Genomic DNA, 12,989 nt, shown 5'->3' with positions numbered 1-12,989 from the left:
GAGCGCGCATTGAGAGGCATCGCCTTGGGAAGGCGCAACTGGACCTTCGCCGGCAGCCAGCGCGGCGCCGACCGTGCCGCCATCATGCTGACGATGATCACGACCTGTCGCCTCAACGACGTCGATCCCAAGGCCTGGCTCGCCGACGTCCTGGCCCGTATCGCCGATCATCCCGCATCGCGTCTGCACGAGCTCTTGCCCTGGGAATGGAAGCTCCTGCGCCAGGCCGACAAGCCAGCCAATCAGCAGGCCGCCTGACCTTCACCCTTCACCCAATGCCATCATAGACCTCGCCGTGCCCGCGCGCATGCGTCAATCAGGCGGCCTCCGTCGTATGCGTACTTCATGCGTGCGCTCGATCCGGATCGAGCGCCGGCACCACCGTCAAATCGGTTTCGACGTTGCTTGAAATTGTGGGCAATCGAACGCGATCAAGCATCGGCTTGGCCGCAAGTTGGCATCGAGCCAGGGGAGCTTGCGCCTCAGTTGAGGGGAATTTGCGCGGAAGCCCTGCCGCCTTGCGCATGCGCCCGCGTGCCCACGGTCGCCCTTTGGGCGTTTTTGTCGCAGTATTTCTCCTTGCTTTCGCACCCGTGGAATTCCGCACCGTATTCGCACGGGACCGGCTCCCCCGAGGTTACCGAGCGTGGAAAAGTGCATGTGATCTCAAGAGATTCCGGTGATTGCTTGCATGGCAAACTGCCCAGGTGAGTCGCCCGCGGCTGCGCCGGTAGGGTTAACAAACGATTACCGGGTGACAGGGAACTAGCGAGATATTATAAGAAAATTCCAGTTGGCACCGGATTTTGAAGGCCAACGGTATTGCGTAAATTCATCTCAAAAAGGGATATTTTTCCTATGTTGAACGCTTACATCAAGACGACGGAAGCATTGAAGCGTCTCCGCACCGACAAGGACGGCGTGGTGTCGTTCGAGTACATCATCGTCGCGGCTTGCATCGTCGCCGTGGTGATCGCCGTGTTCAAGACCGACACCAGCATCTCGTCTGCTCTGGCCGGGGGGATCACCAAGATCTCCGCCAAGATGGCTGGCCTCTGATTTTGACTTCTGGAAAGGGGCAGGCCTGCGCCTTCCCCTTTCCCCACTCTTTTGCAGATTTCATTTTACAGGTCGGATTGGACGCACGTTTCGTTTTGAAGAACCCCCTTAAGCCAAGGAAGGATTTTTCCGGTGTCGGGGTATTGCAAAAAGATCATTGATACTTTGAAGCCTCTCCGTAGGGACAGGCGCGGTGTGGTGTCCTTCGAATACATCATCCTTGCGGTTTGCGTTGTGGTCGTGGTGATTGCTGTGTTCAGTCCCGGCAACGATGTCGCGACGGCGCTAACGAGCGGGGTGATTGCGATCAGTTCTGCCATCGTCACCGCAGCTGGAACTTGATATCGCCGTCTGACGGAGACATTCGAAGCCACCGTTTTTTAAACCGCTACCGTTTTTGAAAAGTGCATATTTTATTTTTTGAGGCGTGTATTTGATGAGTTGGATTGTTCCCATAGCCTCGGGTCTGGAAATCCTGTTGTTGCTGTATGTGGCAACGATCGATGTCGCGACGCGACTGATCCGAAACGAGATTTGTCTGGCGCTGGCGTTGCTCGGGATCGTCAGCCAATTGGCCAGCCCGATGCAAGTTGCGCAATCGCTGATCGCCGCTGCGATCCTGTTTCTGCTACTGCTGGTCATCTACACACGGGGATCGATTGGCGGCGGTGACGTCAAGTTGCTGGTTGCCCTGGCGGTTGGCCTGCCGCTTGCGGGCGTGGTCCAGTTGCTGACCGTCACCGCGCTTGCCGGCGGCGTTCTTGCCCTCGCGCATCTGGTGATGCGCAACCTGCCATATCCGAGACTGGCTCCCGCCGGATCGTCGTTCGCGCGGCGGGTCTACGCGGTAGAGCGCTGGCGCCATTTGCGGCACGCACCGCTGCCGTATGGCGTTGCCATAGCCTGCGGTGGCATCTGGACGATTTTGAGCAAAGGATTTTGAGATGTCATCCGCTTTGCGTATTTCGATCATCGTAGTGCTGTTGCTCGCAACCACCGCGTTCGGGCTGATCGCATACAATATGAACCTGCCGAAACAGGCTCCCGCGGCAATCGTGGAGAACGCGCCGGCGGCCGCACCTGCGCAGCCTACGACGGTCAGTTATTTCGTTGCGGCGCGTGCGCTGCCGAGGGGCACATTGGCCCGTGACGAGGACTTCGCGGTGCGTTCCGCCGCGCCGGAACGTGTTCCGGCGGGAGCGATCCTTGAGACGCCCGACTCCAAGGCTGGACTTCCCGGTGCTCTGGTTCGCAAGTTCGTCGACGCCGGCAGCCCCGTGACGTTGCAAGACATCTTGCGTCCGAAGGATCGAGGCTTTCTCGCCAGCGTCCTGGCACCGGACAGCCGTGCCATCAGCATCAAGGTTGACGAGGAGTCCGGTGTCTCTGGCCTGATCAGGCCGGGCGACTACGTGGATGTCTTGTTGACCCAGGTGTTCGAGAAAGGAAATCCGGCGCGCCGTGCCCTGAGCGAAACCGTTTTACGCAACGTTCGGGTCATCGCTATCGATCAGGAGATCGTGCAGGGCGGGCGCGGCATCAGCGCCGTGACAGGCAAACAGGCGCAAACCGTGTCACTGGAGCTTGGGTCTGACCAGGTCAAGAAGATCACGGTCGCAAAACAGCTCGGAACGCTCTCGCTGTCCGTGCGCGCGGCTGTCGACCAATGGGACAAGCCGGACGGCGGCGCCATGTCGAGCTGCGATGTGTCGCCCGAGCTCGCCCGTCAGAATGCAGTTGCCGGCCACACGACAGCGGTGGTGGTTCATTCCGGCGGTGAGCGTAAGGAGTTCTCGGTCAGGAGAGAAGGCCCGGACAACGGCCTCACGGACGTCAGCTGCGATGGGTCGCCGGAGGCTGCCCGCCAGACTACGACGACGACGGCGGCGGCGGTCGGCTACTCCGGCAAGTTGCAGGAGAAAAGATGATGAACATGGCAATGGTAAACGCGCCTGAAGCTGTATCCGTCGTCGCGCGCGACCGGGTCGTCTGTTTCGTCGATGACGAGCTGAGCGCCGCGGCTCTGCGCAAAGGCCTCGAAGGCAGCAACCTGGCGATCAAGCGTGGCACGATCCGGAATGCCATACGGATGCTTGAAACCGACACCGAGCTGTCTGCGCTGGTGGTCGACATCAGTGGCATCGATGATCCGTTTACCGAACTGGAAAGGTTGGCAAGCGTCTGCCCACCCGACGTCCGGGTGTCTCTGATCGGTGAGAGCAGGGAGATCATTTTCTACCGCGAGCTGATGGAAATCGGCGTGACGGAGTATCTTCCGAAGCCGATCACGCGTGACATGGTGCTGGACATGCTGCGCCCGAAGCTGATCGGCGACGTGCCGACCGGTCAGGCCGATCGTGGCGGGCATGTGATCTCGATCTGCGGGGCACAGGGAGGCGCCGGAGCGACCAGCATCGCCATCAATCTCGCGCTGCAACTCGCCGAGACCACCAAGGCCAAGGTCGCGTTGCTTGACCTTCATCTGCAGAATGGTGAAACGGCAGTCATGTTGGGCGTTCAGCCCGGGCCAGGGCTCCGGATTGCCCTTGAAAACCCGATGCGGGCGGACACGTTGTTCCTCGAGCGCGCGGCAATTGATGTCAACGAGCGGGTTTGCCTGATTTCTGCCGCTGAGGATCTGGATGCGCAGCTCAACATCACCGAAGCTGGCGTGCGACACGTACTGGGTCTGCTCCGTCAACGCTTCAATTACATTGTCGTCGACATACCGGTCCCGTTTGGGCCGTCGATGCATCCGGTACTCACGCTATCGCGGCACGTTCTCGTGCTGCTCGAAGCCGAGGTGACCGGACTTCGCAACGCCCACGCGCTCCGCAACGCCGTCACCAACATCGCGGGCAAGGATCGGGTCTTCACCTTGCTCAATCGTGCCAATCGGCCCGGGGGCCTTCCCAGGGCAACGATCGTCAAGGCCCTGGGCGCAGAGCCGGACATGGTGATTCCCGATCTTGGCAAGGGAATGACCCAGGCAGTCAATCTCGGAATTCCGGCTCTCAAGCACGTCAGGGGATTGCGACGTTACCTTGCCCCGGTCGTGCGCGAGATAACGGGTGTCGGTGGCCAGCGGAAGGGACGCTTGCGGAGGCTGCTTGGGCTATGAAAAAATTCGGGAGGCGCGCAGACGACCCGGCGGATCGTTTGCCTTCATTGAAGCCAGTGCCTGAATCGCCACCGAGCTTGACCTTGTCGACGGCAAGCGCGCCGTCGCCGATACCAAGCTTGCCGGAATCGGCGCCAGGCTTGACGCCGAGGCGTGACGAACCCCCGGTTCACCATCATCATCCGGTGATGTCGGCATCGTTACGCGAACGGGTCATCGAGCAGATCGAGCCATCGGCGGCTGCAGCGGTTCCTCGCGACGTTCTGCGGCGGCAGATCGAGGAAATCATCCACGGCATCGCCAACGAGGAACGGCTCGAGCTGTCGGGTCGCGAGCAGCTTCTGCTGGCGGACGAGATCGCGGACGACATGACCGGCTACGGACCGCTCCGTCCGCTCCTGCTGGATGAATCAATCAGCGATGTGATGGTCAACGGACCGAGCAACATTTATGTGGAGCGAGCCGGCAAGCTTGAGCGGATCGCGGTGCGATTCCGCGACAACGACCACATCGCAGCTGTGGCGCAGAAGATAGCCGCACAGGTCGGGCGGCGCGTCGACGAGTCCAGCCCGATGGTGGACTGCCGCCTGCCGGATGGCAGCCGCGTCAACATCATCCTTCCGCCACTGGCGATCCATAGTCCGTGCATCTCGATCCGAAAATTCCCAAGCCGGCGGCTTAACATCGCCGGGATGATCGCGAACGGCTCGATGAGCACAGGCATTGGGCAACTGCTCGAGGTCGCTTCCCGCTGCCGTCTCAACGTCCTGGTCTCCGGCGGCACCGGCTCCGGCAAGACGACGATGCTGAACGCCATGAGCCAGTTCATCGACCACGGCGAGCGCGTTGTCACCATCGAGGATGCGGCGGAGTTGCAGCTTCAACAGCCGCACGTGATCAGCCTGGAGACGCGGCCTCCCAGCCTCGAAGGCACAGGGCAGGTGACCCAGCGCGATCTGCTGTGGAATGCTCTGCGTATGCGTCCTGACCGGATCGTGGTGGGCGAGGTGCGCGGCGCTGAGGCATTTGACATGCTGCAAGCGATGAACACCGGCCATGACGGTTCGATTTCCACGGTGCACGCCAACAGCACCCGCGACGCCCTGACCCGCGTCGAAAACATGGTGCAGATGGGACAGGTCAATCTGCCATCGCGGGCGATCAGAACCCAGATCGTCGCTGCATTGGACATCATCGTGCAGGTCGAGCGCATGCGGGATGGACAGCGCCGCATTGTCCAGATCAGCGAGGTGGTCGGCCTGGAAGGCGAGGTGATCACCACCAACGACATCGCCGTGTTCGAGTACAAAGAGGAAGACGTCCACGGCAGGATCCAGGGCGCTTACAAGTCCACCAAGGCAGTGCCGAAATTCAAGAGCCGGCTTGTCTATTTTGGGCTCGAGCGGGCCTGGGCCGAGGCCATGGAGCACATATGATACCGCTGTCCGTGATCGTCTTTGTCCTGGTGCTGCTGATGTGCGCGGCGTGCACGTCGTTGTGGCTCGACGCTCGACAGCGCCGCATCAATCGTCAGGTGGCGATAGCTCTGCCCGCCTCGCACGCGGCCAACCTGCCCTCAATTCGTCGGGCGGAGACCGGATCGGGCTCGCAGTTTCTCAACCGCCTGGTCAATTACAGGGCCGATGTCCCTTACGCATGGCACCCGGCCTATGTGCTTCTTGCAGGGGGCGTCGCAGCAGCGACATTTTGTTATGCCGTCAGTCCCTTGGATTTTTCAACCACCAAAGTGTCGATCGTGGCTGCATTCATAGCCCTCATGGTGGTGCGGGGATTGTTCGGATGGCAGCAACATCGTTTCACCGACCGGCTGTTCCGGCAACTACCTGACACGGTCCAGCTCGTCACGAGTACTGTTCGATCCGGGCTGCCAGTCCAAGAAGCATTCCGGACCATCGCTCGCGAAATGCCGCAACCGACAGCCGGGCAGTTTGCGATTGCGTGCAGCGAATTGAACATGGGCAGACCCGCAGAGGACGTCATTGAAGGCATCTATCGGCGAACGCAAGTGGCGGAATATGGCATCTTCGCTGTGACGCTTGCGGTGCAGTTGAAGTCGGGCGGCAGCTTGGCCGAAACCCTGCAGATCCTCGGAGATACCGTGAGGCAGCGTGTCGCGATGGCCGCGCGCGCGAAGGCTCTGGCAGCAGAGGTGATCTTTTCGTCACGCGCGCTTATAGCCGCGCCGTTCATTGTCGGTGGGGTGATTTACTCGCTCAGTCCGGAAACGATCGATGTGCTGTTCCGTGATAGCACCGGAAATAAGATGCTGGCTTACGCGGTCACCTCGGTGATTATCGGACACTTCGTGATACGCTGGATGATCAGAAGGGATACAGCGCTATGACCGCAGGTCTCAGCCTGGTCGCCCTCGCCATCGCAGCCGCGACTGCGACTGTCCTGTTGATGATCCGCGAAATGCACCTTCGTGCCCTGGACACACGGGTGTCGAACGCGGTGCTGGGTATCCCTGACCGGTCGGCCCCCTCTCGGGACATTGTCGGTTGGCTTTCATCGCTGGGCGCGCGGTATCGGCGCTTCTATGCCGAGGAAAACATCGAGGAATTGCGAACCATCCTTCAATCGGCAGGCTTCAATCATCATCGAACCTTGTCGATCTGGATCGGTGTCAAAGTCTTCAGCATGTTCGCGTTCCCGATGGTTGCCTTCCTGCTAGCGCAGCTTTTGGGGAGCGATACATCCAATGTAGTGACCCTCACGCTCGTTGGCGTGGTGCTCGGGATCATGGGTCCGCGATTGATCATGCGGGTGTTGAAGCGGCGTTTTGACGCTGCCATTCGGATCGGCATGCCGGATGCCATCGATTTGCTGGTTGTGTGCAGCGAAGCGGGAATGGGGTTGGAGAGCGCGCTGCAACGTGTGGCGACTGAAATCAACCAGACCAATCGCCCCATGGCCGGCGTCCTGACCGATCTTCTCGACGATCTCCGGATCCTGCCAAATCGGCTCGACGCATTCGAGAAGCTGGGATCGCGGTCGGAGGGACTTCGCCGTTTCGGCACCATGATCAGCCAGAGCCTGCAATACGGAACGCCGTTGGGCCAGGCGCTGCGCAGTATCGCTGCCGACCTCCGCCGGGAACGTATTACCAAGCTGGAAGAAAGAGCGCACAAGCTGGGCGCCAAGCTGACCGTTCCGATGGTGCTGTTTCTGCTTCCGGCCATGTTCGTCATTCTCGGCGGCGGGCCGCTTCTGAACCTCCTTAAAGTGTTGAGGTGAACTCAAATGTGGGCCGGAGCCAGGAGTGCGGTTGCCTTTGAAACGCCGGTCTCGACGAACCGTTGGCTCTTCCGAGGTAGGGGCATGAGCCGCCACGCTTCCTTCATGGCGGATCAGCGCGGGGCCGTCGCGTTTGAATTCCCGGCCGTCTGGCTTTTCCTGATGTTTATCGTGATGCTGCCGCTTGCCGACATTTCGGTCGCCGGCTTCCGCTACATATCTGCGTGGCAGGCGTTGCGTAACTTCGGGCAATCCATCCTTTATTCCCCCCCACCGGACGTCACGAGCGCGTCCAGTTGGGCGGCGGCTGCGCTGGTCAAGGCAGACACTCGTTATCCGATTCCGAGCATTCAGCTCATTTGCGGCGAGAGCAATGCTGTCTGCAGTTCAGCTAACTCTGATCCCTCCCAGCCGAAGTATTATGTCTACACCACAACGGTGACGTTCGCGCCGATAGTGTTGAAGTCGCTGTTGTGCAACAGCACCAATGCCAATCCCTGTTCGTTCACGCTATCTTACTCAGAGCGATTTCAATAGGTGTCCTATGCGTAACATGCTCCGTTGCCGTCGAGGATCCGTTGCGTTCGCGACCGTCGTTGCCCTGGTGCCGGTGGTCGGATTTATGGCACTCGGTGGTGAGGCCGGGTCCTGGTACGTCACCAAGCAACGCGTCCAGGGGGCGGCTGATGCGGCCGCCTATGCGGGCGCCTTGCGGGTGGCGTGCGACAGCGCTCCGCAGCCTGGCGTAATGTGCAACAATTCACAGCCATTCGATTACCGCGGCAGGCAGGGTGCAGCTCAGAACGCGTTCTGCAATTCGGGCGACACGTCCTACCCTGGCTCCAAATGTCAGACGAGCCTTCCGAGCGGAATCTCGCAGAGCGTGCAGGTCGCTTCGCTCGCTTCGTGGAACGGGAACGCGGGCAAATTCGTCCAGGCCACCGTTGGTCAGCAGCAGCCGGCATACCTCGCCAAGTTGCTTGGTTTCTCGACGATCAACGTGCGCGCGACGGCGGTCGCCAGTATTGCTAGTTTGTCGAAACCTCCTTGTGTGTTGGCACTGAAAGACCCTATTACGTTCCAGGGGAGCCCTACTGTTTCGTCGCCAACGTGCGGCATTTCGTCGAACAGTACGGCCGATAATGCAATCGGCTTCAAGGGCAATTCCGGCATCCAGGTGAATGCGCCGAGCTTCACGGTCGGCGGTTGCTCCCAGACGGGGGGAAGCCAGTGCACGGGCGTGCAAACCTATCAGCAACCGATCCCTGATCCACTCAGTGGATTGAGCGCCGCGATCGGAGCGTTGAAGGTGCCGAACGATTTTCCGAACAGGGCGTGCATCGGTTCGACGGCGATATCTTATGAAGCCGGCCAGTGTGTCAACACCGCCAACGTGTCGTTGCCTTCCGCGTTGAACGGTACGTACTATATTACGGGACGCGTCACAATCAACGGCAGCCCGACGATAACGGGGACGGCTACCTTGATATTTTTCTCAGGAGGATCGCTCAGGATCACCGGAAACCCGACGATCCAGCTGATGGCGATGAAGGCACCGACGGGCCCGTCCGCATTGTCAGCATCGGCGAAGGCTCTGATGAAAGATCTCCTCATCTATGATGATGAGACCACGGGCAACGTCAACATTAGTGGCAACTCCAGCAGCTATTTCAATGGCACGGTGTATGTCCCAAATTCTCCGATCACGTACGGAGGCAACAGTTCGGCGAGTGCCCCCGCTACCGGCTGCTACCAGATCATAGCCTACGCTGTGAACTTCCAAGGCAATACGAAACTGGACAACTCCAAATGTTCGTCAGATGGGGCAGCTACGCCGAATGTCCAAACCGTGCGTTTGGTGCAGTGATGAGCAAGCTCGATCAGCGCGGCGTCGCAGCGTTCGAGTTTTGCATCGTCGCCGCGGCGATTTTCACGTTGATCTTCGCAATCTTCGATCTGGGGCGTTACGTAATCACTATGCAATCGTTGCGGTCGCTCGCGGGCGCTGGTGCGCGGGCCGCCATGATCAATGACTGCTACACAAGCGCCGCACTCAAGGTAACGACGACTGTCGCCTGCAGCGGCGACTACACGACTGACGCGCAGAAAAGAGCACTTGTCCCATTCCTGTATGCCGGCGGCCTCACGCCTACGGTGAGTACGGTGACGGGAGGCACGGCAGTTACGGTTACGGCATCGCTCCAAGGTTTCACCATGCTGTGGCCAACGCTATGGGGCTCGACATTCAATAGCCCGAGTGTCTCCACGCAAATTCCGTTGCCAGGCTGAGAGAGCTTTCTGCTCTGCGGAAGCAGGTTGAAGCAAGAATCACGGAAGCCCGGACCGAGCCAGCCCCGGCTCGGACTTGATCTGATTGTGGCTGACAATATCGGCAATCCGGCTGCGCTGTCGGTCGGTAGGCTCCAAAAGTGGTGCCCGCTGGCAACATCGAGGAGTTTTCTCCGGCACTGCCACATCTTCCCGAAGGTCTTTCCTTGCAATCGAAGCGTGCGGCGGGGGATGATCTCCAGACCGCGTTTTTGCGGCTGGCGGGTGCCCCGAGGCGGGGTCTCGGGCTGGGTGGGGCTCCTTGCCCAGCGCGCCAGGATTGGGAATTTGCAAGTAACTATTTGTAGTCGGACGCATTGTAAGCTCTGTGGCGTGGTGTGCGAGGGAGAGTCGCCAGAACGCCGGGGGCCGTAGATTTACGGGATGGCCGCGATGTCAGCGGCGGAGGGGAATCGAAATGAGTGGCGGTCGCGTGTGGGGTAGCGCGGAACGTGGTCTCTTCGCCGTGAGCCTAGTGGCTATGGGCGCTGCGCTTGCCTTTTTCCCTTCCGCTGATCGCGCGAGGGCGGCAGAGCGTCGGGGTTCTTCCAGCGGCGTGTTCGTCAGCGAGATGAACGACGTCCAGCGCGTCAAGGTGACCATCAACAAGTCACGAACCTTCAGGGTCGATACGGCGTTTTCGACGATCGTTGCCGGCTCGCCTGATGTCGTCGACGTGAAGTCGCTCAGCGACCACCTCATCTATGTTCAGGGCAAGAAGACCGGCACCACCAACGTCATCCTGTTCGACAGCTCGATGAAGCAGATCGGCATTCTCGATGTCGAAGTCACGCTCGACATCGGCAACCTGCAGCAGAACATTGCGTCCGGCACCGGTACGCGCGGGATTCGCGTGTCTGCATCCGAAGGCCAGGTGGTGCTGAGCGGAATGGCCGCCGATGCGGTCGCCGCGGAGCGGGCGCTGACGATTGCCAAGGGCAGCGTTCCCGAGGGCGGCATCGTCGTCAATGCCATGAGCGTTGCGGCGCCGCAGCAAGTGATGCTCGAGGTGCGCTTCCTCGAGGTCGCCCGGACGGCGGGCCGTGACCTCGGCGTGAACCTTATGGCGGCCAACGCCAACGGCACCAACATTGCTAATAGTGGCCTCGGTGGAACTACGGCCGTCGGACGGACACCTATCGGCGGCATCAATAGTCTCAATACTGTACCCACCAGTGGTGTCAGCGGCGCCCTTAGTACCAGCAGCACTCCTGTTGGTGCCAATCCTGCTGGCAGCCTTCCTGTGCTTGGAACGCTTAATACGCTTATTGGCACCGCCGGCGGCGTAGCTCCTGCGCCGTTCGGAAGCCTGCTGACCAGCATCTTGAGGACCGGCAACGGCAGTTCGGTGGACCTGCTGATTACTGCGCTGGAAACCAAGGGACTGGCTCGCCGGCTGGCGGAGCCGAATTTGACCACGCTGTCCGGTGATGCAGCGCGCTTCCTCGCCGGCGGCGAGTTTCCGGTGCCGATTCCGAGCAACACGACCAGTGGCTTCCCCACGGTGACGATCGAATACAAGAAGTTCGGCGTCGAACTGGCCTTCGTGCCCACCGTGCTCTCGCGCGGCGTGATCAACCTCCGGGTCGAGCCCTCGGTCAGCGAGCTTGATTTCGCCAATGCGATATCGATCCAGGGGACAACGGTACCATCCTTGAGCCGCCGCGACGCGCGCACCACGGTCGAATTGCGCGACGGCCAGAGCTTTGCCATCGCCGGCCTGCTGCAGACCCGCAACCGGCAGGACGTCTCGCAACTGCCTTGGATCGGCTCGGTGCCCGTGATTGGAAGCTTGTTCAGCAGCAAATCCTATCAGCAGGAAGAAACCGATCTCGTCATCATCGTGACGCCGCGGCTGGTGGCGCCGGCGGCGCCCGGCCAGCAACTAGCGTCACCGCTCGACTCGCGGCTGCCGGCCAACGACGTCGATTTCTTCCTCAATGGCCAGATGGAAGTCCGCAAGCGTTATGACGACTACGTCAATTCCGGCGGCGAGGTGAAGGGACCCTATGGCCACATCATCGCGCCCGATGCGGTCGTACGCGCTCCGCCACCGGCCGTTGGTGCGAACCAGCCGGTTGTGAAAACACTGAACTAGAGGAGGCGAGAGATGACGATCAGATATCTGGCTTTGCTCGCTCCCTTCCTGCTAGGCGGCTGCTACGGTGTTTACGGGCATGACGAGATGGACCGCTACGTCCAGCGTTCCGACACCATCACGATGAGCGCCGGCAACGCCAAGGAAGTCAACGCCGCCACCCACACGATCCACCCATGGCCGGCAAATGTCGGCGATCGCAGGATCGCGTACGACGCGCGGCGTACGGGTGGTGCGATAACGCGCTATGGCAATCAGCAACGCCCGCTGGATCAGCTTCCCGACATGGGCGAGCCGACAAGGGCGATGGGCCAGGCGCCGCCCGTCACCACAATTCAGAACGTCAACACAACCGGATTGGGAGCGGGGACCGGAGGATCGGTGGCCGTCGGTGTGGGGGGAGGCGGCAGGTAGTGGTGAGCTGAGGGTCTCAGCCTCCTGAGCATTTGCCGTTAAGAGAGCTCCTGGCGCTGATCTCGGTGTTTCGGTCGTGTCGTCTGTTTTTGTAGGTAGTTTCGCGATGATCTTTCGAAAGGTGCAAGAGATGCGCTGGAAGTGGGGAACGGGGCGAGGATTGCATCGTCTTGGTCCAGCGCTGATCTGTTGCTGCATGGCGACCGGCCTTGGGGCCTGCGACTACACGACGCGGGAGGCCGCGATCGTGGCGCCGGTGGATCCGCCGGGCGGCGACCCTGTGCAGGAGCCGACGGACGTCAAATACTATCCCTCCGACGAGCCGGTGCGGCTGGGGCTGGAGCATTACAACCGCGGCAACTATGGAATCGCCCAGCGCTATTTCAAGGACGCCGTCGAGAAGGCGCCGAAGGACGTGACCGCCTGGGTCGGGCTCGCGGCAAGCTACGACCGGATACGCAGGTTCGATCTTGCCGATCAGGCCTATGCGCAGGCGATCCGGTTGGGAGGCGAGACCATCCAGATCCTCAACGATCAGGGATATTCCTACATGCTGCGCGGCAATCTGAGCGGCGCGCGGAAGAAGTTCGAAAAGGCGTATTCGCTAGATCCGGGCAACCCTGTCATCGCCAACAATCTCGAGCTTCTCAACGGCAGCCGCAAGTTCATCGAACGGCCGCCGAACAATCAGCCATAAGTTGAGAACCTTGC

The 12,989-nt window shown here is 60.5% G+C and carries 14 protein-coding genes; all 14 read left to right on the top strand.

Annotation, left to right across the window (positions count from 1 at the left end; all coding sequences use genetic code 11):
* Positions 1-258 (top strand): transposase domain-containing protein (locus tag K359_RS0150525; RefSeq protein ID WP_029085671.1); only part of this gene is annotated, 258 nt, incomplete at its 5' end.
* A gap of 600 nt (positions 259-858) precedes the next feature.
* The gene (locus tag K359_RS0150520) at positions 859-1,059 is read left to right on the top strand and encodes a Flp family type IVb pilin (RefSeq protein WP_029085670.1); all 201 of its coding nucleotides are present in this window, start codon (positions 859-861) and stop codon (positions 1,057-1,059) included.
* A gap of 436 nt (positions 1,060-1,495) precedes the next feature.
* Complete coding sequence (locus K359_RS0150510) at positions 1,496-2,002, top strand: prepilin peptidase (protein WP_035978755.1); 507 nt, start codon at positions 1,496-1,498, stop codon at positions 2,000-2,002.
* Position 2,003: 1 nt separating this feature from the next.
* Entirely contained in the window at positions 2,004-2,987 is a 984-nt protein-coding gene (cpaB, locus tag K359_RS0150505; protein WP_029085667.1) for a Flp pilus assembly protein CpaB, read from the top strand.
* Positions 2,984-4,180 carry an AAA family ATPase gene (locus K359_RS0150500; RefSeq protein ID WP_224741695.1) on the top strand — a complete coding sequence of 399 codons (1,197 nt, stop codon included), beginning with the start codon at positions 2,984-2,986 and terminating at the stop codon, positions 4,178-4,180. The genes cpaB and K359_RS0150500 overlap by 4 nt, the downstream gene beginning before the upstream one ends.
* Complete coding sequence (locus K359_RS0150495) at positions 4,177-5,616, top strand: CpaF family protein (RefSeq protein WP_029085665.1); 1,440 nt, start codon at positions 4,177-4,179, stop codon at positions 5,614-5,616. Before K359_RS0150500 ends, K359_RS0150495 begins: the two co-directional genes overlap by 4 nt.
* On the top strand, positions 5,613-6,545 hold the full coding sequence (locus K359_RS0150490) for a type II secretion system F family protein (protein WP_029085664.1): 933 nt from the start codon (positions 5,613-5,615) through the stop codon (positions 6,543-6,545). Before K359_RS0150495 ends, K359_RS0150490 begins: the two co-directional genes overlap by 4 nt.
* Positions 6,542-7,438, top strand: coding sequence for a type II secretion system F family protein (locus tag K359_RS0150485; RefSeq protein ID WP_029085663.1), 897 nt, complete (start codon positions 6,542-6,544; stop codon positions 7,436-7,438). Before K359_RS0150490 ends, K359_RS0150485 begins: the two co-directional genes overlap by 4 nt.
* A gap of 84 nt (positions 7,439-7,522) precedes the next feature.
* Positions 7,523-7,975 (top strand): hypothetical protein, encoded by a 453-nt coding sequence (locus K359_RS0150480; protein WP_029085662.1) that lies wholly within the window; start codon positions 7,523-7,525, stop codon positions 7,973-7,975.
* A gap of 7 nt (positions 7,976-7,982) precedes the next feature.
* Positions 7,983-9,305 carry a pilus assembly protein TadG-related protein gene (locus K359_RS0150475; RefSeq protein WP_029085661.1) on the top strand — a complete coding sequence of 441 codons (1,323 nt, stop codon included), beginning with the start codon at positions 7,983-7,985 and terminating at the stop codon, positions 9,303-9,305.
* Positions 9,305-9,727 (top strand): TadE/TadG family type IV pilus assembly protein, encoded by a 423-nt coding sequence (locus tag K359_RS0150470; protein WP_245284998.1) that lies wholly within the window; start codon positions 9,305-9,307, stop codon positions 9,725-9,727. Before K359_RS0150475 ends, K359_RS0150470 begins: the two co-directional genes overlap by 1 nt.
* Positions 9,728-10,184: 457 nt before the next feature.
* On the top strand, positions 10,185-11,864 hold the full coding sequence (locus tag K359_RS0150465) for a type II and III secretion system protein family protein (RefSeq protein WP_029085659.1): 1,680 nt from the start codon (positions 10,185-10,187) through the stop codon (positions 11,862-11,864).
* A gap of 12 nt (positions 11,865-11,876) precedes the next feature.
* Positions 11,877-12,278 carry a hypothetical protein gene (locus K359_RS0150460; protein WP_029085658.1) on the top strand — a complete coding sequence of 134 codons (402 nt, stop codon included), beginning with the start codon at positions 11,877-11,879 and terminating at the stop codon, positions 12,276-12,278.
* 196 nt (positions 12,279-12,474) lie between these two features.
* Complete coding sequence (locus K359_RS56940; protein WP_245284997.1) at positions 12,475-12,975, top strand: tetratricopeptide repeat protein; 501 nt, start codon at positions 12,475-12,477, stop codon at positions 12,973-12,975.
* Positions 12,976-12,989 lie beyond the last annotated feature (14 nt).

This window comes from Bradyrhizobium sp. th-b2 (assembly GCF_000426785.1).
GTDB lineage: Bacteria > Pseudomonadota > Alphaproteobacteria > Rhizobiales > Xanthobacteraceae > Bradyrhizobium > Bradyrhizobium septentrionale.
This window is presented reverse-complemented; position numbering and strand designations above follow the sequence as displayed.

Excerpts from the sequence above, each read along its gene's own strand:
- K359_RS0150500 (WP_224741695.1), top strand. The coding sequence starts at position 2,984 with ATGATGAACATGGCAATGGTAAACGCGCCTGAAGCTGTATCCGTCGTC.
- K359_RS0150520 (WP_029085670.1), top strand. The coding sequence starts at position 859 with ATGTTGAACGCTTACATCAAGACGACGGAAGCATTGAAGCGTCTCCGC.
- K359_RS0150510 (WP_035978755.1), top strand. The coding sequence starts at position 1,496 with ATGAGTTGGATTGTTCCCATAGCCTCGGGTCTGGAAATCCTGTTGTTG.
- cpaB (WP_029085667.1), top strand. The coding sequence starts at position 2,004 with ATGTCATCCGCTTTGCGTATTTCGATCATCGTAGTGCTGTTGCTCGCA.
- K359_RS0150460 (WP_029085658.1), top strand. The coding sequence starts at position 11,877 with ATGACGATCAGATATCTGGCTTTGCTCGCTCCCTTCCTGCTAGGCGGC.
- K359_RS0150475 (WP_029085661.1), top strand. The coding sequence starts at position 7,983 with ATGCGTAACATGCTCCGTTGCCGTCGAGGATCCGTTGCGTTCGCGACC.
- K359_RS0150490 (WP_029085664.1), top strand. The coding sequence starts at position 5,613 with ATGATACCGCTGTCCGTGATCGTCTTTGTCCTGGTGCTGCTGATGTGC.
- K359_RS0150485 (WP_029085663.1), top strand. The coding sequence starts at position 6,542 with ATGACCGCAGGTCTCAGCCTGGTCGCCCTCGCCATCGCAGCCGCGACT.
- K359_RS0150480 (WP_029085662.1), top strand. The coding sequence starts at position 7,523 with ATGAGCCGCCACGCTTCCTTCATGGCGGATCAGCGCGGGGCCGTCGCG.
- K359_RS0150465 (WP_029085659.1), top strand. The coding sequence starts at position 10,185 with ATGAGTGGCGGTCGCGTGTGGGGTAGCGCGGAACGTGGTCTCTTCGCC.
- K359_RS0150470 (WP_245284998.1), top strand. The coding sequence starts at position 9,305 with ATGAGCAAGCTCGATCAGCGCGGCGTCGCAGCGTTCGAGTTTTGCATC.
- K359_RS0150495 (WP_029085665.1), top strand. The coding sequence starts at position 4,177 with ATGAAAAAATTCGGGAGGCGCGCAGACGACCCGGCGGATCGTTTGCCT.
- K359_RS56940 (WP_245284997.1), top strand. The coding sequence starts at position 12,475 with ATGGCGACCGGCCTTGGGGCCTGCGACTACACGACGCGGGAGGCCGCG.